Raw genomic sequence first — 21177 nt, forward strand, 5'->3', positions numbered from 1 at the left:
AATCTCCGGCCCCTCCCCGGCTCGCCGGCCACGCCTTGCCGCCGCCCCCGCCCGCCCCGTACAAGATCACCGACCACGAAGTTACCGCCCGGTACCGCCGGCCTCCCCCGGCCGGTCACCCACCCCCGGGCCGTCGAACGGGGACCCCATGAACAAGGTCATGACCAGGACCCAGATCAGTGCAGCCGCAACCATCCGCCCCACCGGATCCGCCGTGGCCCGCCCCACCGGCACCACCCCGCCCCGCATCCCCTCCGGCCGCCCTCCGGCCACCACCCCCGCCGGCGGGCGCGGACGCCCCGGCACGTGGACCGGCTCCACCCGCCCCGGCGACAACCGCCCGCCGTCCCACCGGACCCGGACCCCCGCCCAGCACACCCGGACCACCCCCAGCCGGCGCACCCGCCGCTCACCCGCCCGGGTCCCGGCCCCCCGCACCGGAACGCCCACGCTCCCCACCCCGTCCGGCACGGCCGCCCCTCGCCTCCCCCAGCTCCGCCCCACCGACCACTTCGCCGAGCTGCTCCTCGCCGTGCTCAGCGGCCAGCGCCCCGTGCACGCCATGCTGCGGCACACCGCGGGCCCGGCCTACGACGAGCTGGCACGCCTCGCCGAGCTTGGCCCTCTGCGCATCCGGGGCACACGCGGGCTGCGGCCCGTGGTGCGGGACGTCGGCTGGTTCGTCCCCCGCGAGGGCGCCCTGGAGGTCTTCGCCCGGATCGCCGCCGGCGACAGGCTGCGCGCCCTGGCCTTCCGGCTGGAACAGGGCCGCGATCTGCGCTGGCGCTGCACGGCGGTGGAAGTGGGCGCCTGATCGCCCCTCCCCCTGCCCTCAGCGGCCAGAGGTACTGCCCCGAACCCCCGAGGGCCGGGCCGTCTCCTCGACTCAAACCCGAGGGCCGGGCAACCGCACTCGGTTGCCCGGCCCTCGGCCTGCTGCTCAGCACACTCCCCGAAGGGGGACGCTCCCCTCACCGAGGAGCCGCGCTCACTTCTTGCGCCGGCGCCCGCCCCGCGCCTGCTTGCGCCGCTCGGCGCGGGTGAGCCCGTCGGCGGGAGACCGCACCGGCTCCCCGTCCGCCGGGAAGTCGCCCTCGATCGTGCCGCCCTCGCCGTCCACCGTCGGCGCGACGAAGTGCAGGTTGCGTCGCTGCGGCGCCTCCAGGCCCTTCGCGCGGATCTCGGGGCGCGCCCCGGCCTGCGCGGGCACCGCGTCCTGCTTCTCCAGGGACGGCGCGGCCTCCTCGACCGGGACCTCCTCGACCTGCTGCTCGACCTGGACCTCCAGGTTGAACAGGTAGCCGACGGACTCCTCCTTGATGCCCTCCATCATGGCGGTGAACATGTCGAAGCCCTCGCGCTGGTACTCGACCAGCGGGTCCTTCTGCGCCATGGCGCGCAGGCCGATGCCCTCCTGGAGGTAGTCCATCTCGTAGAGGTGCTCGCGCCACTTGCGGTCCAGCACCGACAGCACGACCCGGCGCTCCAGCTCGCGCATGATCTCGGAACCGAGCTGCTCCTCGCGCTTGGCGTACTGCTCCCGGATGTCGTCCTTGATGGACTCGGCGATGAACTCGGCGGTCAGGCCGGCCCGGTCACCGGCGGCCTCCTCCAGCTCCTCGACCGTGACCTGGCACGGGTAGAGCTGCTTGAACGCCTTCCACAGCCGGTCCAGGTCCCAGTCCTCGGGGAAGCCCTCGGCGGTCTCGGCCTGCACATAGGCGTCGATGGTGTCGTCCATGAAGTGCTGGATCTGCTCGTGCAGGTCCTCGCCCTCCAGGACGCGGCGCCGCTCGCCGTAGATGACCTCGCGCTGCCGGTTGAGCACCTCGTCGTACTTCAGGACGTTCTTGCGCGTCTCGAAGTTCTGCTGCTCGACCTGCGACTGGGCGGAGGCGATGGCGCGAGTGACCATCTTGTTCTCGATCGGCACATCGTCCGGCACGTTCGCCATGGACATCACGCGCTCGACCATCTGCGCCTTGAACAGCCGCATCAGGTCGTCGCCGAGCGAGAGGTAGAACCGGGACTCGCCCGGGTCGCCCTGACGGCCGGAACGACCGCGCAGCTGGTTGTCGATGCGCCGCGACTCGTGCCGCTCGGTGCCCAGCACATAGAGGCCGCCGAGCCGCTCGACCTCCTCCTTCTCGGCCTTGACCGCCGCCTCGGCGCGCTTGAGCGCCTCGGGCAGGGCGGCCGCCCACTCCTCGATGTGCTCCTCGGGGTCGAGGCCGCGCTGCCGCAGCTCCGCCTCGGCGAGGTCCTCGGGGTTGCCGCCGAGCTTGATGTCGGTACCGCGGCCGGCCATGTTGGTGGCCACCGTCACGGCGCCCTTGCGGCCGGCCTGGGCGACGATCTGCGCCTCACGGTCGTGCTGCTTGGCGTTGAGCACCTCGTGCTGGATGCCGCGCTTGCTGAGCTGCTGGGAGAGGTACTCGGACTTCTCCACCGAGGTGGTGCCGACGAGGATCGGCTGGCCCTTGCGGTGCTTCTCCTCGATGTCGTCGACGACCGCCTCGAACTTGGCGACCTCGGTGCGGTAGATCAGGTCCGGCTGGTCCTTGCGGATCATCGGCCGGTTGGTCGGGATGGGCACCACGCCGAGCTTGTAGATCTGGTGGAACTCGGCCGCCTCGGTCATCGCCGTACCGGTCATGCCGCACAGACCCGGCAGCTCCTTGCCGTTGTGGTCGTGCCGCTTGTAGAGGCGGAAGAAGTTCTGCAGCGTGATCGTGGCGAGCGTCTGGTTCTCGTCCTTGATCGGCACGCCTTCCTTCGCCTCGATGGCCTGGTGCATGCCCTCGTTGTAGCGGCGGCCGGCGAGGATACGGCCGGTGTGCTCGTCGACGATCATGACTTCGTCGTCGATGATGACGTAGTCCTTGTCGCGCTTGAAGAGCTCCTTGGCCTTGATGGCGTTGTTCAGGTAGCCCACGAGCGGGGTGTTCACCGACTCGTAGAGGTTGTCGATGCCCAGCCAGTCCTCGACCTTCTGGACCCCGGACTCGTGGATGGCGACGGTGCGCTTCTTCTCGTCGACGTCGTAGTCGCCGGTCTCCTCGATGCCCTTGAGCGGCTGTCCGGCCTCACCGCGCTTGAGGCGCTTGACCAGTTTGGCGAAGTCCGCGTACCACTTGGTCGCCTGGTCGGCCGGGCCGGAGATGATCAGCGGCGTACGGGCCTCGTCGATGAGGATGGAGTCGACCTCGTCGACGATGGCGAAGTTGTGCCCGCGCTGCACGAGTTCGTCCTTGGACCACGCCATGTTGTCGCGCAGGTAGTCGAAGCCGAACTCGTTGTTGGTGCCGTAGGTGATGTCGCAGGCGTACTGCTCGCGGCGCTGGGCCGGCGTCTGGTTGGCCAGGATGCAGCCGACGTTCAGCCCCAGGAACTTGTGGACGCGGCCCATCATCTCGGAGTCGCGCTCGGCCAGGTAGTCGTTGACCGTGACGATGTGGACGCCCTCGCCGGACAGGGCGTTGAGATACGCGGGCAGGGTGCCGACCAGCGTCTTGCCCTCACCGGTCTTCATCTCGGCGACGTATCCCATGTGCAGCGCGGCACCGCCCATCAGCTGCACGTCGTAGTGCCGCTGGCCGAGGACGCGCTTGGCGGCCTCGCGGACGGTGGCGAACGCCTCGGGCAGCAGGTCGTCCAAGCTCTCACCGTCGGCGTAGCGCTGCTTGTACTCATCGGTGAGGGCCCGCAGCTCGGCGTCGGAGAGGGCGACGAAGTCCTCTTCGATGGAGTTGACCTGGTCCGCGATGCGGTGCAGCTTGCGCAGGATCTTGCCTTCGCCTGCACGCATGATCTTCGAGAGGACGGACACGGGGGTTGGTCTCCTTGCCGGTCGGGCCTGGGACGGTCGGTTTCCGTTTCAGTGACTGAGCAACGGCCATCGTATGCGAGGACCCCGCCACGCCGGGAGGCCTGCCGTGTCGGCGGTCCTCGGTGCTCGCCACATGGCGGTCATCCATGAGGTCGTCCACGGGGACATGGGTCGGACGGTACAGGTCATGGGTCGGACGGCTGTTTCACGTAGGGACAACGTCCGAGCGTCCCGGAAAGTGCCGCCCCGCCTCCGTGAATGACGCGAAGGGTGACAGGCGGCTCACCCACGGCGAACGTTTCCGGGGCCGGCTCCGCCCACGTCGGGCGAGCCACGGGAACTCTGCCCACGGCGAACATCGGCGGACGTCCCCCCACGGGACTCCGCCGGCGACGTCGCGACAGGCAGGACGGCTGTGGCGGCGCTCACGGCCGGCGACGAAACAGATGGCGGCGTTCCCCGGCCGGGGAGGAGAATCGGCCGATGGAACCCGTCACGCTCACCACCGACCGTCTGACGCTGCGCACCGTGGGTCCGCAGGACACGGAGGCCGTCTACGCGGCTTGTCAGGACCCGGACATCCAGCGCTGGACCACGATCCCCTCCCCGTACCTGCCCGAGCACGCGAAGGGTTTCACCGAGCAGCTGGCCCCGGACGGCTGGGCGAACGGGTCGATGTTCACGTTCGGTGTCTTCCCGACCACGGGGGAGCTGGCCGGCATGCTCGGCATCACCTCGCGCTCCCTCGGCGTGGGCGAGATCGGTTTCTGGGCCGCCAAGGAGCACCGCGGCAACGGCTACATCACCGAGGCCGTCGTCACCGCCGCCCGCTGGGCCTTCACCCGGATCTCCATGGACCGGCTGGAGTGGCGCGCCGAGGTGGGCAACCTGGCCTCGCGCGCGGTGGCCGAACGTGCGGGCTTCACCGTCGAGGGCACCCTGCGTGCGGCGCTCAACAACAAGGGCGTGCTGCGGGACTGCTGGGTCGGCTCCCTGCTCCCCTCCGACCTGGGGCTCACCTCCAGCACCCCCTACGTGCCGGCGCCGCGCTGAGCCACGGGGTCACCGCCCCGTGAGGTCCGGGACGCCTGGCCGGTGAGGTCCCGGATGCCCGACCGGCCGGCTCCGGTCCGGAGGCGTTGTCAGTGGCTGCCTCTATCGTGCGGACGTATGACTCTCGTGCGTCCCACCACGGAACTCTCGGCGGACGAGGCCCGCCGCATCGCCCTGCGCGCCCAAGGACTGCTCGGTGCCCCCGACCGCCGCGCGGGCGTCCGCGGGGTGCTGCGCTCGCTGGGCGCGGTGCAGCTCGACACCATCTCCGTCCTGGCGCGCTCCCACGAGCTGATCCCCTACGCCCGCCTGGGCGCCGTGGGCCGCAGGACGGTGGAGGAGGCGTACTGGACGTCCGGCTCCGAGCCGCCGCACGCCTTCGAGTACTGGTCGCACGCCGCATGCATCCTGCCCGTGGAGGAGTGGCCGCACTTCGCCTTCCGCCGCCGCGCCTACCGCAGCCGCCCGCAGTGGAACCACGAGCTGCCCGACGGCACCTATGAGCAGGTGATCAAGCAGCTGCGCGCGGAAGGCCCGCTGACCGCCACCGAGCTGGGCGGTGCCAAGCGCACCGGCGAGTGGTGGGACTGGTCCAGCACCAAGGTCGCCGTGGAGCGGGCGCTGATGTACGGGGAGGTGGTGTGCGTCGAGCGCCGCGGCTGGAAGCGGGTCTACGACCTGGCCGAGCGGGCCATCCCGGACGCGCTGCTGCACGACGAGCTGGACGACACCGAGTGCCTGCGCCGGCTGGTCCGGCTGGCCGGGAAGTCGTTGGGCGTGGGCACCCGGGCGGACATCGCCGACTACCACCGCCTCAAGGGCGAGCAGGTCGACGCGGTGATCGCGGACTCTGGTCTGGTGCCGGTGACGGTCGAGGGCTGGGGCAAGCCGGCCTGGGCCGATCCGGAGGCCCTGGCGACCCCGCCGCGGGGGCGGCACCGTACGACCCTGCTGTCGCCGTTCGACTCGCTGATCTGGGACCGGGCGCGCACCGAGCGGATCTTCGGCTTCACCCACCGCCTGGAGGCCTATGTGCCCAAGCCGAAGCGGGTGTACGGCTACTTCGCGATGCCGGTGCTGGCGGGTGGCCGTCTGGTCGGCCGGGTCGACCCGGCCCGCGAGGGCCGCACGCTGGTGGCCCGGCAGGTGAGCCTGGAGAGCCGCAAGGCGGTCCCGGCGGTGGCGCAGGCGCTCGTGGAGGCGGCGAGCTGGGTGGACTGCACCGATGTGCGGGTGGAGCGGGTCGAGGCACCGGAGCTGCGCGAGCCCCTGGTGCTCGAACTGGCCCGCGCACTCGGCTGATCCGGCGGGAACCGGGCCGGGCAGAGGCCGGGCCCGGCAGACCCGGCGGAAGCTGAGCCCGGCGGCGGCAAGAGGCCCGGCCGGTGTGCCTCAGCGGATCTCGAGGATCTTCTCCCGCATCGCGTAGACCACGGCCTCCATCCGGGAGTGCAGCTGCAGCTTCTCCAGGATGTTGCGGACGTGGTTCTTCACGGTGTTCTCGGAGATGAACAACTCCTTGGCGATGTCCCGGTTGTTCATCCCGGTGGCGACGAGCTTGAGCACCTCCAGCTCCCGGTCGGTGAGCCGGGGCGCCGGCACCAGCCTGCGCTCGTCGGTGCGCTGGATCATCGACTTGAACTCGGTGAGGAGTTTGGAGGCCATCGAGGGGCTGATCTGCGACTGACCGTCGGCGACCGCGCGGATGGCGGTGGCCACCTCGTCGGTGGAGATCTCCTTGAGCAGATAGCCCGTGGCGCCCGCCTTGATGGCGTCGTAGAGGTCGGCTTCCTCGTCGCTGATCGTCAGCATGATGATCTTGGCGCTGGGCGCGACCTCCTTGATGGAGGTGCAGGCCTCGATCCCGCCCCGCTTCGGCATCCGCACGTCCATGAGGATGATGTCAGGGAGCAGATCCGCGGCTTTCTCCACGGCCTCCGCGCCGTCACCGGCCTCGCCGACGACCTGAATGTCCTCCTCGGCGGCGAGCACGATCTCCAGACCGCGGCGGAACAGCGCGTGGTCGTCGACCACCAGGACTCTGATCGGCTCCTTGCGTGGTGAGCCCGCGTCGGGGCCCGTGCCGACGACGCCGTCGCCGGCGTCCTCGTCACGCATCGGTCCGAAGCTGTCCGCCATCGTTCCTCCCCCTGACGGCTTGGCCTGTGGTCCTGAGCCATCGCCAACCCAAGGCAACGGCCCACCGCTTGAGCCGTTGCAGCCATGATTCCATGCCCGGAGGACACCGGGCGCCGGCATACGGTGCGAAGGGGTCGCACACCGGTGCCCCTGGGGGCGCACACGCGCACCAGGGGCACCGCTCACCTGTCGCCCCGGCAGGTCAGCCGCCGAGGGTTCCGCCCGCCTCGGGGGAATGGGAATCGGTGACCATCGTGTCGGTCCTGAGGTGGATCACGCCGTAGTCGTAGGCGTGGCGCCGGTAGACGACGGAGGGTTCCTTCGTCTCGGAGTCGACGAAGAGGTAGAAGTCGTGCCCGACCAGCTCCATCTCGTAGAGAGCCTGGTCGAGGGTCATCGGGGCGGCGACGTGGGTCTTCTCGCGGACGACGAGGGGCCCGTCTCCCTGCACCTCCAGCGAGCCGATCTTCTTCGTGGGAACGGCCTCGGGTTCCTCCTTGGGGGCGGTCGCGCCCGTGCCGTTGAGTGTCGCCGCGTCCGGGACGTGGGCGGGGACCTCCGCTGCCGGGATCCTGCGCGCCCCGCGCCGCGAGAATCGCTTGTCGTGCTGCTTGCGCAGCCGGGCGTCCAGCTTCTCCGCTGCCAGATCGAGCGCCGCGTACGGGTCGCTCGCCGCCGCCTCCGCCCGGATCACCGGACCGCGGGAGCGGAGGGTGATCTCCACTCGGTCACAGCGGTCGGCCTGTCGGGGGTTGGGCTCCTTGGACACCTCGACGTCGAGGCTGATCACCTTGCCATCGAGCTTCTGGATCTTGTCCAGCTTCAGCTTCTCGGCCACGTGCTTCCGGAACCGCTCGGGCACCTCGGTCTTGCGGCCCTTGACGACGATGTCCACGCAGAACTCCGTTCCCGGATCGCTCCGCTCCGCTGCGGAGCGTCTCCCTTTTGCACCAGATTCCGGTCGCCCCGGAACCTCGGACTGGGTGACTTCCACCTCCTCCCCCGCGGGCGGGATCTCCACTCCCCCAGCGCGGGTGATTACCGAAAACCCGCGTCACGGCATTGGGATTCGTAAGGTGTGGCCTGCGCCTTTCCCTTACAACCGAACATATCTCGCCCGGACGGATGTCGTCACCCTCTACTGCGGCGTACCTCCGTTCAGGTGAATTGGCCCTCTCACTACCTGCAACGACGAAAGATCTCAGTCAGTTCCGGTTTAATTCGAAAGCATCTGGCGAGGCCGCCACGACGGCTGCGCACACCTGTTCGTCGGCCATCCGCCGGCTCACCCTCTCCTGAGCTGCCCGGTGGGGTTGTTCTCCTCTCCTTTCCCGTCTTCCACCCCTGTACACGAACGCGGGCGCCGAATTACTCGATCTCTTCCGGACATCCTGCGCCGCTCTGTACAGCGCCGTCCGCGCCGCCCGCGCGGCCTCCGCCAGGGACGCCCCGGTGGTCATCACGTCGTCGACCAGTACGACCGGTCCCGCGCCGAGCAGCAGCCGCTCTCCGCCGGGGGCCACGGTGAGCGCGCCCGTGAGATTGGCCAGCCGCTGCGCGGCCGTGAGCCCCGCCTGGTCGGCCACGCCCGGCCGCTGCCGCAGCACCGGCGCCACCCGCGCGGGCAGTCCGTCCCGCCGCAGCACGCCCGCGGCGGCCAGCGCGATGCGCCGCCCCGCGTCGTGCCCGCGCGCCCGGACGGCCCGCCCGGACGACGGCACCGGCACCAGCAGCACACCGGCCGCGAGGCGGCCGGCGACCTGCGGGGCCTGCTGCCGCCTCCGTGCGCGCAGCGCGGCCCGCACCGCACCCGCCAGCGCCTCGCCAAGGGGCCGGGCGAGCGCCAGGGCGCCGCGCTCCTTGTGCGCGAGCAGCGCCGCCCGCACCTCGTCGGCGTAGGGGGCCGAGGCGTGCACGACGGGCAGGCCCGGAGGCTCGGGATCCGGCCGCACCGGGCGGGGAGGCGACCCGCTCAGTGCGGCGCGGCACCGCTCGCAGAGCACCGCACGGGGCCTGCCGCAGCCGCCGCACTCGGTCGGGAGCACCAGGTCGGTGAGGTCCTGCCACCAGCCCCGCATGGCCCCACTGTGCCAACGCCCACAGCACCCGGCCACCCCTGTGGAAAACCCCGCCCGTCCCGCCACGCCGGGGACGGCCCGGCGGGCGCCTCAGCGGCTGAGGCGTCCCGGGGGCACCAGGCCGGAATCACCCCGGATACGCCGGCGCGGAGCCCTGGGTCACCTTCTGCCACTGGGCGCCCGACGGGAGCCGGACGATGCCGTCGACCGAGTGGGCGACCAGGGGGACCTGGTCGTCCGCGGAGGCGGTGACGTCCTTGACGCCGGTGAGGGCGGCGGGCGCCGGGATGTCCGGGGTGGAGCCGTCGGCGTCGACGTAGCGCATCTGCTCGACGCCGCCCTCCTCGCGCCCGACCACCACCAGCCGGCTGTCGCCGGTCCACGACACCGCCGTGACCTGCTCCAGCTCGGGCGCCGGGGAGCGCAGTTCCACCACGGTGACGGTGGGCCGCTCGTCGGTCCGCTCCTGCGGCCTGGTGCGTTCGATCCGCCCGATCAGCAGGGAGCGCTGGTCGCCCTTCTCCACCACGAGCGCGATCCGCACCCCGTCGGCGGCCACCCGGACGGACTGGATGCGGCCGTCCAGGCCCGGCGTGCGCACCTCGAGCGGCTCACCGCGGCCCTTCTCCAGCAGATACAGGCCCGGACGCTCCCGGTCCCGGTCGGCCACCCACAGCCCGCCCTGGGCGTCCCAGCTCGGCGTGGTCAGCCGGTCCTTCTCCGACTTGCCCCGGCTGCGCAGCACGGGCTCACCGAGCGAACCGCCCGACACCATCGCCCCCACGTACAGCGACTGGCCGTCCATGGTGACCCCGGCCGCGGTGCGCTCGTCACGGGCGACCGCCACCGAGCGCAGCGCCCGCTCGCCCTCGCCCAGCGCGCCGGGCACCGGCTCGGGACCGGCCTCGGGGTCGCTCGCCGACGCCCGCACCAGCTTGTGGTCCTTGTCGAGGAAATACAGATACTCGGGGGCCCGCTGGGAGCCGCGCACCGCGACGCTCTCCGCGCCGTCCTGGGTGAGCGTGCACAGCTGCTTCTTACCGGCCCGCAGCTCGACCTCCTCCACGACCGGGCTGAGGTTGCGCAGGGTGAACAGCAGCTGGGTGGCCATCTCCTCGCAGCGGTTGAGGCCGGTGCCCGCCGCCCGGCCGTTGAGCGGCACGGTCAGCTTGCCCCGCTCGTCCGGGGCGAGCGCCCCGGCGTCCTTCGCCAGCGCCGTCCCTGTCGGGAAGCTCGACCTGACCACGTGCTTCAGCCAGGTGCTGGGCCCCTTCAGCAGCGAGCGCACCATCTGGGTGGCCGGATCGACATGGCTGCGGACGTACACGGGGTCGGCGACGGCCATCGGGGGCGTGCCGGGCGCGGCGTCCGCGGTGTTCGAGGCGAAGTAGTACTTGTTGACGGACATGAAGTTGCGCTCGAAGTCCGACTTGCCCATCACGATGCCCTGCGGCACCCCGTCGATGCGCCACTGGCGGTTCTCGGTGTCCCGGGTGAGATGCAGCAGCTGGTCGTACTCCCCGGTGGTGGGCGCGTAGGCGCGCTGGGCGTCCACGGTGGCGACCCGGGTGCCGGTGAGCCGGAAGGACCGCACATCGGAGGGGGAGTCGTCGCGCACGGGGCGGTCCTCCCGTGCGTCCGGTCCGTCGGCGAGCACCGTGGTGGACAGCTCCGGCCGCCAGGTCTTCGCGGCGTCCGCGGTCAGATACTGGCGCGCGGTCTTGTACTGCGGGTCGTCGCTGGTGAGCGCCTCCAGGAAGCCCTGCACGATCTGGGTGGGCGTGGCGTCCTCGCTCGGCGGGTTGGGGAACACCCGCACCTGGGTGTCCTGGCGCGGCGTGGACTCGACGTCCTGCAGGTCCCCGCTGTCGGGCATGGAGTAGCACCCGGCCAGCAGCATGGCTCCGAGGGCGGCGCCCACCGCTCGCCGCACCGGCCTGGCCCGGCCGGCCCGGATCCGGCTACCGCCCACGTGTCGCCTCCCCATGCCTGTCCTGTCCGTCGTGCCTGTGCGCCCCGGCGCCTCGCGCCGGGCCGGCCGCGGGTGTCTCGTCCCGGCCGGCTGCGGCCTCAGCGCCCGGGCCCGGTGCGTTCTCCGCATCCTCGGCCGGCGGCGCGGCCGCCGGTGGGGTCCCGTCCGAGGTGACGGGCCCCGCGACGGCAGCCACGGCCGAGGCCTGGCTGCGCTGCCTCTCCGCGGTCGCCTGCCGGGCCACCACGCGGGTGCCGCTGCCGGGCAGGGCGGTCGGGTCGGCGGTGGGTGCCGCCGCGGCCGCACGCTTGGCGAGCGGGTCACGGGGGGAGCGTGCGGTGACGCCGGTGCCCTGCTGCTGGGCCGGCAGCACGGCCCGCTTGGCGCCGTCGCCGCCGCTGGGCAGTCCCGCGTCGTCGAGGCCGCGGTTGCGGCGCGAGTCCTTGGGCTCCAGGGGTATCGGGGATCCGCGCAGCGGCTCGTCCGCCGTCCTCGGCAGTGTCAGCCGGAACTGCGAGCCGCCGCCCGGCTCGCCCCACGCCTGCAGCCAGCCGCCGTGCAGCCGGGCGTCCTCCAGGGCGATGGACAGGCCGAGGCCGGTGCCGCCGGTGGTGCGGGCCCGGGCCGGGTCGGCCCGCCAGAAGCGGCTGAACACCCGCGTCGCCTCGCCCGGCTTGAGTCCCACGCCGTAGTCGCGGACGGCGACCGCCACGGCCCCGCCCGCCGCGGCGAGCTTGACGACGACGTCCTTGCCCTCGCCGTGCTCGACGGCGTTGACGACGAGGTTGCGCAGTATGCGCTCCACGCGGCGCGCGTCCGCCTCCGCCACCACCGGCTGATGGTCGCCGACGATCTTTATCTGCGTGCCCTTGCGCTCGGCGAGCGGCTCGGCCCCGGTGACCACCCGGCGCACCACGTCGCGCAGGTCTATCGGCTCCGCCTCCAGCGCCGCCGCGCCCGCGTCGAAGCGGCTGATCTCCAGCAGGTCGGCGAGCAGCGACTCGAACCGGTCCAGCTGGTCGGCGAGCAGCTCGGCGGAGCGGGCGGTGACCGGGTCGAAGTCCTCGCGGGCCTCGTGGATGACGTCCGCGGCCATCCGCACCGTGGTCAGCGGGGTGCGCAGCTCGTGCGAGACGTCGGAGACGAAGCGGCGCTGCATCCGCGACAGGTCCTCGAGCTGGCTGATCTTCAGCTGGAGGTTCTGCGCCATCTTGTTGAAGGCCTCGCCGAGCCGTGCGATGTCGTCCTCGCCGGTGACCTTCATCCGTTCCTGCAGCCGCCCGGCGGAGAGCCGCTCGGCGATCCCGGCCGCCATCCGCACCGGCGTGACGACCTGCCGCACCACGAGCCAGGCGATGGCCCCGAGCAGCACGACCACGAACAGCCCGGCGGTCGCCAAGGTGCCCTTGACCAGGCTCAGCGTCTTCTCCTCCTGCGTCAGCGGGAAGAGGTAGTAGAGCTGGTAGGGGTTGTTGTTGGGGTCGTTGACCTGCTTGCCGATGACCAGTCCCGGCTGGGACTCGGCCTTCTCGTAGATGATGCGGGTGTAGCTCTGCACGGCCGTGGAGCTGGAGTTGACCCGCTCGCGCAGCTCCTCGGGCACGCTGGAGACGGCGATGACCTGCCCCGTGGCGCGCGGGCCGCGCCCGCCGCCGCTGCCGCTGCCGTCGTCGGCGGGCAGCGTGACCACGTGGAAGGCGCCCTGGCCGCCGCTGGCGAGCGACTCGACAAGGTCGCTCATCCACTGGATGACGCTGGTCGACGGTTTGCCGTCGACGGGCCGGGTGCCGTCGTCGCCGGCGACACCGGAGGCCTGGTCGGCCTTCTGCTCGGCCACCGCGAATCCGCCGACGGCCTGGCTCTGGGCGGCCTTCACCTTGGCGTCCAGCAGGCCGTTGCGCACCTGCCCGATCACCACGAAACCCAGCAGCAGCACCACGCCCAGCGACATCAGCAGCGTGGTCACCACGACCTTGAGCTGGATGTTGCGCCGCCACAGCCGCATCACGGGCAGCAGCGGCCTGCGCACCCACCGCATGAACAGCCGGATCACCGGGCTCCCCTGGACTCCGCCCTGCAGCAGCCCGCCGTCGAGCAGGGCTCCCCAGCGGGAACCCGACGGCTTCCGGCCGACAGGCCGCTCCGGACGGCCCCCGGACCGCCCGGGCGCCGAAGCGGCACTGTCTCGGGACATGTCAGCTCGGTCCTGCCTTGTACCCGACACCACGGACGGTCACCACGATCTCCGGCTTCTCCGGGTCCTTCTCGACCTTGGAGCGCAGCCGCTGCACATGCACGTTCACCAGGCGGGTGTCGGCCGCGTGACGGTAACCCCAGACCTGCTCGAGCAGCACCTCACGGGTGAACACCTGCCACGGCTTGCGGGCCAGCGCGACCAGCAGGTCGAACTCCAGCGGCGTCAGGGCGATCGACTGCCCGTCGCGCTTCACCGAGTGGCCGGCCACGTCGATCACCAGGTCACCGATGGCGAGCTGCTCCGGTGCCGGCTCCTCCGACCTGCGCAGGCGCGCCCGGATGCGGGCGACCAGCTCCTTCGGCTTGAACGGCTTCACGATGTAGTCGTCGGCGCCGGACTCCAGACCCACCACGACGTCGACGGTGTCGCTCTTCGCCGTGAGCATCACGATGGGCACCCCGGACTCGGCCCTGATCAGACGGCACACCTCGATGCCGTCCCGGCCGGGCAGCATCAGGTCCAGGAGCACCAGATCGGGCTTGGTCTCGCGGAACGCGGCCAGCGCCTTGTCGCCGTCGGCCACGAAAGACGGCTCAAAACCCTCACCACGCAGCACAATGCCGAGCATCTCGGCCAGTGCGGTGTCGTCGTCGACGACAAGGACTCGTCCCTTCATAAACGACATCATCCCATTCTCATAACGGTGGCGAAGGTGCAGGTGAGGCACGTCACTGCCCCGTGACGATAGTCGTACGCCACGGTCACTGTCTGCCCCCGGCCGCCGGAGGCAGCCGCCGGGCGGCGGAAAACATCCGGCCGCCGTTCAGCCGGCGGTGGCGGAGCGCGCCTTCGCGCACAGCTCCGCGAGCCCCTCCGCGGTCACCGGCGAGACCACGCCCTCCTCGGTGACGATCGCCGTCACCAGCTCCGGAGGCGTCACGTCGAACGCCGGGTTGTAGGCCTGCGTGCCCAGCGGGGCGACCGGGATCCCGCCGCCCGCCTCCGCGCCGGCCACCGGGACCTGCGGCGCGGTGATCTCGGTGATCTCGTGCCCGGGCCGTTGCTCGACCTCGATGGAGGCCCCGTCCGGGGTGTCCGGGTCCACGGTCGTCACCGGCGCCACCACGATGAACGGGACATGGTGGTAGCGGGCCAGCACCGCCAGCGGGTAGCTGCCGACCTTGTTCGCCACCGATCCGTCGGCCGCGATCCGGTCCGCCCCGATCAGCACCGCGTCCACCTCGCCCGCCGCGAACAGCGATCCCGCCGCGTTGTCCGTGAGCAGCGTGTACGCCATTCCGCTGCGGGCCGCCTCGTACGCCGTCAGCCGGGCGCCCTGCAGCAGCGGACGCGTCTCGTCCACCCACAGCCGCCGCAGCTGGCCCGCCCGGTGCGCGGCCAGCGCCACCGCGAACGCCGTGCCCTGCCCGCCCGACACCAGCGAACCGGTGTTGCAGTGGGTCAGGATGCGGTGCCCGCCGCCGGGCAGCAGCTCGGAGAGCAGCGCCAGCCCGTGCTCGGCCATCCGGGCGCTGGCCTCGGCGTCCTCCTGGTGCAGCCGGCGCGCCGCGGCCAGCGCGGCCCCGGCCGCCTGCCGGGGGTCGCCGGTACGTGCCAGCTCCTCCTGGTAGGCGGAGTGGGCCCGCCGGACCCCCACCGCCAGGTTCACCGCCGTCGGCCGCGCGCTCTTGAGGGCCGACGCCGCGTCGTCCACCTCGAAGCCGCGCACGGCGGCGAGCGCCACCCCGTACGCCCCGGCGATGCCGAGCAGGGGCGCCCCGCGCACGGCGAGCGAGCGGATCGCCTCCACCAGCGCCGACGCATCCGTGCAGACGAGCTCGACCTCCTCGGCCGGCAGCCTGGTCTGGTCGAGGAGGACGAGGACGGGGCCCTCGGGTGGTTCCTCCCAGCGGATCGCCGGGATCTCGGTCGGCCGCTTGGTGTCGCCGCTGTGCGCGTACTGATCAGCCATGCGGTCAGTCTGCCCCCTGAAGCGCGGACAATTGAAGCGGAGCAGCCACTACCTCGCCCGGTCACCCGATGACCACCCCATGGCACGATGGCTGCCAACCTGCCGCCGCGACCGCGGACGGGCACCGTGAAGGAGCGACGATGAACGACACTCCGGGCTGGGCCTCGCCCGGATCCGCCCCGTCCGAGGGGCAGGAGCCCGGCGCGTCCGGCCCTGCCGAGCCCGCCGACCGCAACAGCCCCGGTCCCGCCGGCCACCGGGACACCGGCGAGGTTCCCGCCGACCGGCCCCAGGGGCAGCAGCCCACCGAGGAGCCCCAGGCGCAGCAGCAGCCCGGCAACGCGCCCCAGCAGCCGCAGGAGCCCGGCGGGTGGCCGCAGCAGAACCAGCACCCCGGCGGGTGGCCGCAGCAGCCGGGACCGTCCCCGCAGGACGATCGCCCGGGGCAGACGCCCCAGGGCCCCGGCGTGCGGTGGTCCAAGGAGCAGCCGCCGCCCAGCCAGTGGTCCGCGCCCACCGGCGCACCCGGCTTCCCGCAGGCCGGCCCCGGACAGGCGCCCCCGCCGCCCGCCCCGCACGCTCACCCCGGCTGGGGCGGAGCCTGGGGAGCCGGCTGGGGCGGCCCTCCGCCCGCGGCCAAGCCCGGCATCATCCCGCTCCGCCCGCTCGGCGTGGGCGAGATCCTGGACGGCGCCGTCGCCACCATGCGCACCTACTGGCGCACGGTCCTCGGCATCGCACTGACCCTCGCGGTGATCACCCAGATCGTGATCCTCCCCGTCCAGCGCCTGGTCCTGGAGGCCTCCGGCAGCGAGGTGCTGAACGACCCGAGCCCTTCGCCGAGCGAGGCCGCCCGCGCCCTGGGCGACCTCATGCTCGCCAACGGCCTGATCTTCCTGATCACCCTGGTCGGCGTGGTCGCCGCCACCGGCCTGCTCGCCACGGTCACCAGCCGCGCCGTGCTCGGCCGGTCCGTGACCACCGGCGAGGCCTGGCGGGACGCCCGCCCACAGGTCCTGAGACTGCTCGGCCTGATCGGCGTGCTGCTGCTGATCCCCGCCGTGATCGTCGGCGCCGGCTCGCTGCCCGGCATCCTGGCGGCCGCCGCGGGCGCCACCGGCCCCGGAGTCGCCCTGGGCATCCTGGGCGTCATCGGCACCGGCGTCATCGCCCTGTGGCTGATGGTCCGGCTCTCCCTGGCCGCGCCCGCGCTGATGCTGGAGAAGCAGGGCATCATCCGGGCGCTGAAGCGCTCCGCCCGGCTCGTCCAGGGCTCCTGGTGGCGGATCTTCGGCATCCAGCTGCTCGCCTGGGTGATCGCGAACGTGGTCTCCTCCGTCATCGGCATCCCGTTCACGTTCCTCGCCGCGGCCCTCGGCGACGGCAGCGTCACCGGGTTCCTCGACAACCCGGGCGAGGTCGGCTGGACGTTCCTCCTCGTCAACGCCATCGGCGCGGTCATCGGCACCCTGATCATGTTCCCGATCGTGGCCGGCGTCATCGTGCTGCTCTACATCGACCAGCGCATCCGCCGCGAGGCCCTCGACCTCGAACTGGCCCGCGCCGCGGGCGTACCCGGCTACGGCTCCGGCGCCACCCCCGGGAGCTGATGCGGTGTTGACCACGGGGGGAGTCGCAGCACTGCCGGGCATGCCCGCCGCCGTCTGGCCGGCCCTCGGCTCCGTGCTGCGCGGAGACGAGGAGCCGCCGCTCAGCGTGCCGCGCGACCCCGCGCGGGAGGCGGCCCGGCGCGAGCTGTCCAAGCGCATGTACCACGAGAACGACCCCAGCTGGTTCCAGCGCGCGCTGGACGCCTTCTGGGAGTGGCTCGACGACCTGCTCTCCAGCGCCTCATCCGGCACACCCGGCGGCACCTTCGGACTGATCGTCGTCGTGGTGGCCGTCGTCGCCCTGCTTGCCGCCCTCTGGTGGCGCCTGGGCACCCCCCGCCGCGAACCCGCCTCCGCGCCCGCACTGTTCGACGACCGCCCCCGCAGCGCCGCCGAGCACCGCGCGGCCGCCGAGGCGCACGCCGCCCAGGGCCACTGGAACCAGGCCGTGCAGGAACGCATGCGGGCCATCGTCCGCTCCCTCGAGGAGCGCGCCCTGCTCGACCTCCGCCCCGGCCGCACCGCGGACGAGGCCGCCGCCGAGGCCGGCCGCGCCCTGCCCGCCCACGCCGACGCCCTGCGCACCGCCGCACGGACCTTCGACGACGTGACGTACGGCGGCCGCGCCGCCACCGAGGACGCGTACCGGCGCGTCGCCGCACTCGACCGCGACCTGGAACGCACCAGACCCCTGGCCGGCAGCACCGCCGGCACCACCGACACCCAGGACCGCAACACCCGCCAGGGAGCCGCCGGATGACGACCGAGGTCACGCTCCCGTCCACCTCGGCCTCGCCCGGCGCCCGCCAGGTGTGGACCCGCACGCGCGGCATCGTGCTCGCGCTGGTCGTGCTGCTCGCGGCGGCCGTCGCCATCGCCGTGGTCCGCTCCGACAGCCGGCACGGCCAGCTCGATCCGCGCTCCGCCGACCCCAACGGCAGCCGGGCCGTCGCCGAACTCCTCGCCGACCGCGGCGTGGACACCCGCGTCGTCACCACCCTGGAGGAGGCCGCCGCTGCGGCCGGCCCCGACACCACCCTCCTGGTCGCCGTCCCCGACCTGCTGACCCCCGATCAGCAGTCCCGGCTGCGCCAGGCCTCGGCGGGATCCGGCGGCCGCACCGTACTGGTCGCCTCCGGCAGCCCCTCCGTCGAACGCCTCGCCCCCGGCGTCACCGCCGCCCCCGCGATCAGCCTCGACACCACCCTGGAGCCCCGCTGCTCGCTGCCCGCCGCCCGCCGCGCCGGCCGGGCCGACACCGGCGGCGTCCGCTACACCACCTCCCACGTCGGCGCCGACGAGTGCTACCCCAGCGAGCGCCTGGCCACCCTGCTGCGCATCCCCGCCTCCTCGGGCGACGGCGACACCGTCCTCATCGGCGCGCCGGACATCCTGCTCAACGACCGCCTCGACAAGGAGGGCAACGCCTCCCTCGCCCTCCAACTCCTCGGCTCCCGCCCGCATCTGGTCTGGTACCTCCCCTCGCTCGCCGACAGCTCCGCCACCGAGGACGAGGAACGCGGCGTCTTCGACCTCCTCCCCTCCGGCTGGCTCTGGGGCACCCTGCAGCTGTTCATCGCCGCGGCCCTGGCCGCCCTGTGGCGGGCACGCCGGCTCGGCCCCCTGGTCCCCGAGAAACTCCCCGTCGCGATCCGCGCCTCCGAGACCGTCGAAGGCCGCGCCCGCCTCTACCGCAAGGCGAACGCCCGCGACCGCGCCGCCACCGCTCTTCGCTCCGCCACCCGTACCCGCCTCGCCCCCCTGGTCGGCGTCCCCGTCACCCGGGCGCACACGCCCGAGGCCCTGCTCCCCGCGCTGTCCGCCCGCCTCCACGGCGACGGACAACAAGCCCTGCACGACCTCCTCTTCGGACCACCACCCGGCGACGACGCAGCACTGATCCAGCTCGCCGACCGACTCGACGCCCTCGAAAGTGAGGTACGCCGTCCATGATGGACCCGACCACTGACAACGCCGCGCACACCGGGGACCCGGCCGCAGCCCGCGCCTCCCTGGAGGCCCTGCGCGCCGAGATCGGCAAAGCCGTGGTCGGCCAGGACCCCGCCGTCACCGGCCTCGTCGTCGCCCTGCTCTGCCGCGGCCACGTGCTCCTCGAAGGCGTCCCCGGCGTGGCCAAGACCCTGCTGATCCGCGCCCTCGCCGCCACCCTCGAACTCGACACCAAGCGCGTCCAGTTCACTCCCGACCTGATGCCCAGCGACGTCACCGGTTCCCTGGTCTACGACGCCCGCACCGCCGAGTTCTCCTTCCAGCCCGGCCCGGTCTTCACCAACCTGCTCCTCGCCGACGAGATCAACCGCACGCCCCCCAAGACCCAGTCGTCCCTCCTCGAGGCCATGGAGGAACGCCAGGTCACCGTCGACGGCACCCCGCGCCCCCTGCCCGAGCCCTTCCTGGTGGCGGCCACCCAGAACCCCGTCGAGTACGAGGGCACCTACCCCCTGCCCGAGGCCCAGCTGGACCGCTTCCTCCTCAAGCTCACCCTCCCCCTGCCCTCCCGGCAGGAGGAGATCGACGTCCTCACCCGCCACGCCCACGGCTTCAACCCGCGCGACCTGCGCGCCGCCGGCGTGCGCCCCGTCGCGAACGCCGCCGACCTGGAGGCCGCCCGCACCGCCGTCGCCAAGACGACCGTCTCCCCCGAGATCACCGCCTACGTCGTCGACATCTGCCGCGCCACCCGCGAGTCGCCGTCACTCTCCCTCGGCGTCTCCCCACGAGGAGCCACCGCCCTGCTCGCCACCGCCCGCGCCTGGGCCTGGCTGACCGGCCGCGACTACGTCATCCCCGACGACGTCAAGGCCCTCGCCCTGCCCACCCTCCGCCACCGCGTCCAGCTCCGCCCCGAGGCCGAGATGGAAGGCGTGACCGCCGACGCGGTCATCAACGCCGTCCTGGCCCACGTCCCCGTCCCCCGCTGATGGCACTCACCGGACGTGCCGCACTCCTCGCGGCCCTCGGCTCCCTCCCGGTCGGCATCTGGGAACCCAGCTGGACGGGCATCCTCGCCGTCAACGGCCCCCTGGCCCTGGCCTGCGCCTGCGACTACGCCCTGGCCGCCCCTGTGCGCCGCCTCGGCCTCACCCGCTCCGGCGACACCTCCGCGCGCCTGGGCGACCCGGCCGACGTCACCCTCACCATCACCAACCCGTCCCGCCGGCCACTGCGCGCCCGCGTCCGCGACGCCTGGCCCCCGAGCAGCTGGCAGCCCGGCTCGGAACTCGCGGCCTCCCGCCACCGCGTGGTCGTCCCGCCCGGCGAACGCCGGCGCATCACCACCCGCCTGCGCCCCACGCGACGGGGCGACCGCCACGCCGACCGTGTCACCATCCGGTCCTACGGCCCCCTCGGCCTCCTCGCCCGCCAGGGAACCCACAAGGTCCCCTGGACGGTGCGGGTCCTCCCCCCGTTCACCAGCCGCAAACACCTGCCCAGCAAACTGGCCCGCCTGCGCGAACTCGACGGCCGCACCAGCGTCCTCACCCGAGGCGAGGGCACCGAGTTCGACAGCCTGCGCGAGTACGTACCCGGCGACGACACCCGCTCCATCGACTGGCGCGCCACCGCCCGCCAGACCACCGTCGCCGTCCGCACCTGGCGCCCGGAACGCGACCGCCACATCCTGCTGGTCCTCGACACCGGCCGCACCAGCGCCGGGCGCGTCGGCGACATCCCCCGCCTGGACGCCTCCATGGACGCGGCCCTGCTCCTGGCCGCCCTGGCATCCCGCGCCGGCGACCGGGTCGACCTGCTCGCCTACGACCGCCGCCTGCGCACCCTGGTCCAGGGACGCACGGCCGGCGATCTGCTCCCCTCCCTGGTCAACGCCATGGCCACGCTCGAGCCCGAGCTGGTGGAGACCGACGCCCGCGGCCTCACGGCCGCAGCCCTGCGGACCGCCCCGCGCCGCTCCCTGATCGTGCTGCTGACCGCCCTGGACGCGGCCCCCATCGAGGAGGGCCTGCTTCCCGTGCTCGCCCAGCTCACCCAGCGGCACACGGTGCTGCTGGCTTCAGTCGCCGACCCGCACATCGCCGACATGGCCCGAGCACGCGGCACCACCGACGCCGTGTACGAGGCCGCTGCGGCGGCCCACTCCCACGAGGAGCGCCACCACACGGCCGACCATCTCCGCCGCCTCGGCGTCACGGTCGTGGATGCGACACCGGACGAGCTGGCACCGAAGCTGGCGGACGCGTACCTGGCACTGAAGACGGCCGGCCGGTTGTAGGAAAGGCGCGGGAACGGGGGCCGATAACCGGACCCCCTCTCGCTGTGCATGTTTCTCGCTGTGCAACCGGACCGC

At 72.8% G+C, this 21177-nt stretch carries 16 protein-coding genes; 8 read left to right on the forward strand and 8 right to left on the reverse strand.

What is annotated here, in order from left to right; genetic code table 11:
* The first annotated feature begins 148 nt into the window (after positions 1-148).
* Positions 149-814 (forward strand): Rv3235 family protein, encoded by a 666-nt coding sequence (locus HCJ93_RS27640; RefSeq protein ID WP_167998557.1) that lies wholly within the window; start codon positions 149-151, stop codon positions 812-814.
* Between the two features lie 174 nt (positions 815-988).
* On the opposite strand, the gene secA is transcribed toward HCJ93_RS27640, so the two are convergent.
* On the reverse strand, positions 989-3829 hold the full coding sequence (gene secA, locus HCJ93_RS27645) for a preprotein translocase subunit SecA (RefSeq protein WP_167998558.1): 2841 nt from the start codon (positions 3827-3829) through the stop codon (positions 989-991).
* A gap of 483 nt (positions 3830-4312) precedes the next feature.
* Between secA and HCJ93_RS27650 the strand changes: the two genes are divergently transcribed.
* On the forward strand, positions 4313-4882 hold the full coding sequence (locus HCJ93_RS27650; protein WP_167998559.1) for a GNAT family N-acetyltransferase: 570 nt from the start codon (positions 4313-4315) through the stop codon (positions 4880-4882).
* Positions 4883-4999: 117 nt separating this feature from the next.
* On the forward strand, positions 5000-6184 hold the full coding sequence (locus HCJ93_RS27655) for a winged helix-turn-helix domain-containing protein (protein WP_167998560.1): 1185 nt from the start codon (positions 5000-5002) through the stop codon (positions 6182-6184).
* 90 nt (positions 6185-6274) lie between these two features.
* Here the strand turns inward: HCJ93_RS27655 and HCJ93_RS27660 are convergent, their stop codons facing one another.
* The 7 genes from HCJ93_RS27660 to mtnA form a co-directional block, all read right to left on the reverse strand.
* On the reverse strand, positions 6275-7021 hold the full coding sequence (locus tag HCJ93_RS27660) for a response regulator (protein ID WP_167998561.1): 747 nt from the start codon (positions 7019-7021) through the stop codon (positions 6275-6277).
* Positions 7022-7223: 202 nt separating this feature from the next.
* Positions 7224-7916, reverse strand: coding sequence for a ribosome hibernation-promoting factor, HPF/YfiA family (hpf, locus tag HCJ93_RS27665; RefSeq protein WP_167998562.1), 693 nt, complete (start codon positions 7914-7916; stop codon positions 7224-7226).
* A gap of 310 nt (positions 7917-8226) precedes the next feature.
* Positions 8227-9099 (reverse strand): ComF family protein, encoded by an 873-nt coding sequence (locus HCJ93_RS27670; RefSeq protein WP_167998563.1) that lies wholly within the window; start codon positions 9097-9099, stop codon positions 8227-8229.
* Positions 9100-9226: 127 nt separating this feature from the next.
* Positions 9227-11071, reverse strand: a complete 1845-nt coding sequence (locus tag HCJ93_RS27675; RefSeq protein WP_373563623.1) for an LpqB family beta-propeller domain-containing protein — start codon at positions 11069-11071, stop codon at positions 9227-9229.
* Entirely contained in the window at positions 11061-13265 is a 2205-nt protein-coding gene (gene mtrB / locus HCJ93_RS27680) for an MtrAB system histidine kinase MtrB (protein ID WP_167998565.1), read from the reverse strand. The genes HCJ93_RS27675 and mtrB overlap by 11 nt, the downstream gene beginning before the upstream one ends.
* A 1-nt stretch (position 13266) precedes the next feature.
* Entirely contained in the window at positions 13267-13956 is a 690-nt protein-coding gene (gene mtrA / locus HCJ93_RS27685; protein ID WP_003975799.1) for a two-component system response regulator MtrA, read from the reverse strand.
* A 135-nt stretch (positions 13957-14091) separates the two neighbouring features.
* Positions 14092-15240 (reverse strand): S-methyl-5-thioribose-1-phosphate isomerase, encoded by a 1149-nt coding sequence (gene mtnA / locus HCJ93_RS27690; protein WP_167998566.1) that lies wholly within the window; start codon positions 15238-15240, stop codon positions 14092-14094.
* Between the two features lie 140 nt (positions 15241-15380).
* On the opposite strand from mtnA, the gene HCJ93_RS27695 reads away from it, so the two are divergent.
* Genes HCJ93_RS27695 through HCJ93_RS27715 form a run of 5 tightly spaced genes read left to right on the forward strand, consistent with a single transcriptional unit; the run spans position 15381 to position 21102 of the window.
* Positions 15381-16850: a DUF7847 domain-containing protein gene (locus HCJ93_RS27695; RefSeq protein ID WP_167998567.1), complete on the forward strand. Its 1470-nt coding sequence runs from the start codon at positions 15381-15383 to the stop codon at positions 16848-16850.
* Between the two features lie 40 nt (positions 16851-16890).
* Positions 16891-17610 carry a DUF4129 domain-containing protein gene (locus HCJ93_RS27700; protein ID WP_167998568.1) on the forward strand — a complete coding sequence of 240 codons (720 nt, stop codon included), beginning with the start codon at positions 16891-16893 and terminating at the stop codon, positions 17608-17610.
* Positions 17607-18803, forward strand: coding sequence for a DUF4350 domain-containing protein (locus HCJ93_RS27705; RefSeq protein ID WP_167998569.1), 1197 nt, complete (start codon positions 17607-17609; stop codon positions 18801-18803). The genes HCJ93_RS27700 and HCJ93_RS27705 overlap by 4 nt, the downstream gene beginning before the upstream one ends.
* Positions 18803-19792: an AAA family ATPase gene (locus tag HCJ93_RS27710; RefSeq protein WP_206318046.1), complete on the forward strand. Its 990-nt coding sequence runs from the start codon at positions 18803-18805 to the stop codon at positions 19790-19792. Before HCJ93_RS27705 ends, HCJ93_RS27710 begins: the two co-directional genes overlap by 1 nt.
* Positions 19792-21102: a DUF58 domain-containing protein gene (locus HCJ93_RS27715; protein ID WP_167998571.1), complete on the forward strand. Its 1311-nt coding sequence runs from the start codon at positions 19792-19794 to the stop codon at positions 21100-21102. The genes HCJ93_RS27710 and HCJ93_RS27715 overlap by 1 nt, the downstream gene beginning before the upstream one ends.
* The last annotated feature ends 75 nt before the right edge of the window (positions 21103-21177 follow it).

It is taken from the genome of Streptomyces composti, from assembly GCF_012034205.1.
GTDB lineage: Bacteria > Actinomycetota > Actinomycetes > Streptomycetales > Streptomycetaceae > Streptomyces > Streptomyces composti.

Coding starts and splice junctions, on each gene's coding strand:
- mtrA (WP_003975799.1), bottom strand. CDS start 13,956: ATGATGTCGTTTATGAAGGGACGAGTCCTTGTCGTCGACGACGACACC.
- mtrB (WP_167998565.1), bottom strand. CDS start 13,265: ATGTCCCGAGACAGTGCCGCTTCGGCGCCCGGGCGGTCCGGGGGCCGT.
- HCJ93_RS27650 (WP_167998559.1), top strand. CDS start 4,313: ATGGAACCCGTCACGCTCACCACCGACCGTCTGACGCTGCGCACCGTG.
- HCJ93_RS27660 (WP_167998561.1), bottom strand. CDS start 7,021: ATGGCGGACAGCTTCGGACCGATGCGTGACGAGGACGCCGGCGACGGC.
- HCJ93_RS27695 (WP_167998567.1), top strand. CDS start 15,381: ATGAACGACACTCCGGGCTGGGCCTCGCCCGGATCCGCCCCGTCCGAG.
- HCJ93_RS27655 (WP_167998560.1), top strand. CDS start 5,000: ATGACTCTCGTGCGTCCCACCACGGAACTCTCGGCGGACGAGGCCCGC.
- mtnA (WP_167998566.1), bottom strand. CDS start 15,240: ATGGCTGATCAGTACGCGCACAGCGGCGACACCAAGCGGCCGACCGAG.
- HCJ93_RS27710 (WP_206318046.1), top strand. CDS start 18,803: ATGGACCCGACCACTGACAACGCCGCGCACACCGGGGACCCGGCCGCA.
- HCJ93_RS27705 (WP_167998569.1), top strand. CDS start 17,607: ATGACGACCGAGGTCACGCTCCCGTCCACCTCGGCCTCGCCCGGCGCC.
- HCJ93_RS27700 (WP_167998568.1), top strand. CDS start 16,891: ATGCCCGCCGCCGTCTGGCCGGCCCTCGGCTCCGTGCTGCGCGGAGAC.
- HCJ93_RS27715 (WP_167998571.1), top strand. CDS start 19,792: ATGGCACTCACCGGACGTGCCGCACTCCTCGCGGCCCTCGGCTCCCTC.
- HCJ93_RS27640 (WP_167998557.1), top strand. CDS start 149: ATGAACAAGGTCATGACCAGGACCCAGATCAGTGCAGCCGCAACCATC.
- HCJ93_RS27670 (WP_167998563.1), bottom strand. CDS start 9,099: ATGCGGGGCTGGTGGCAGGACCTCACCGACCTGGTGCTCCCGACCGAG.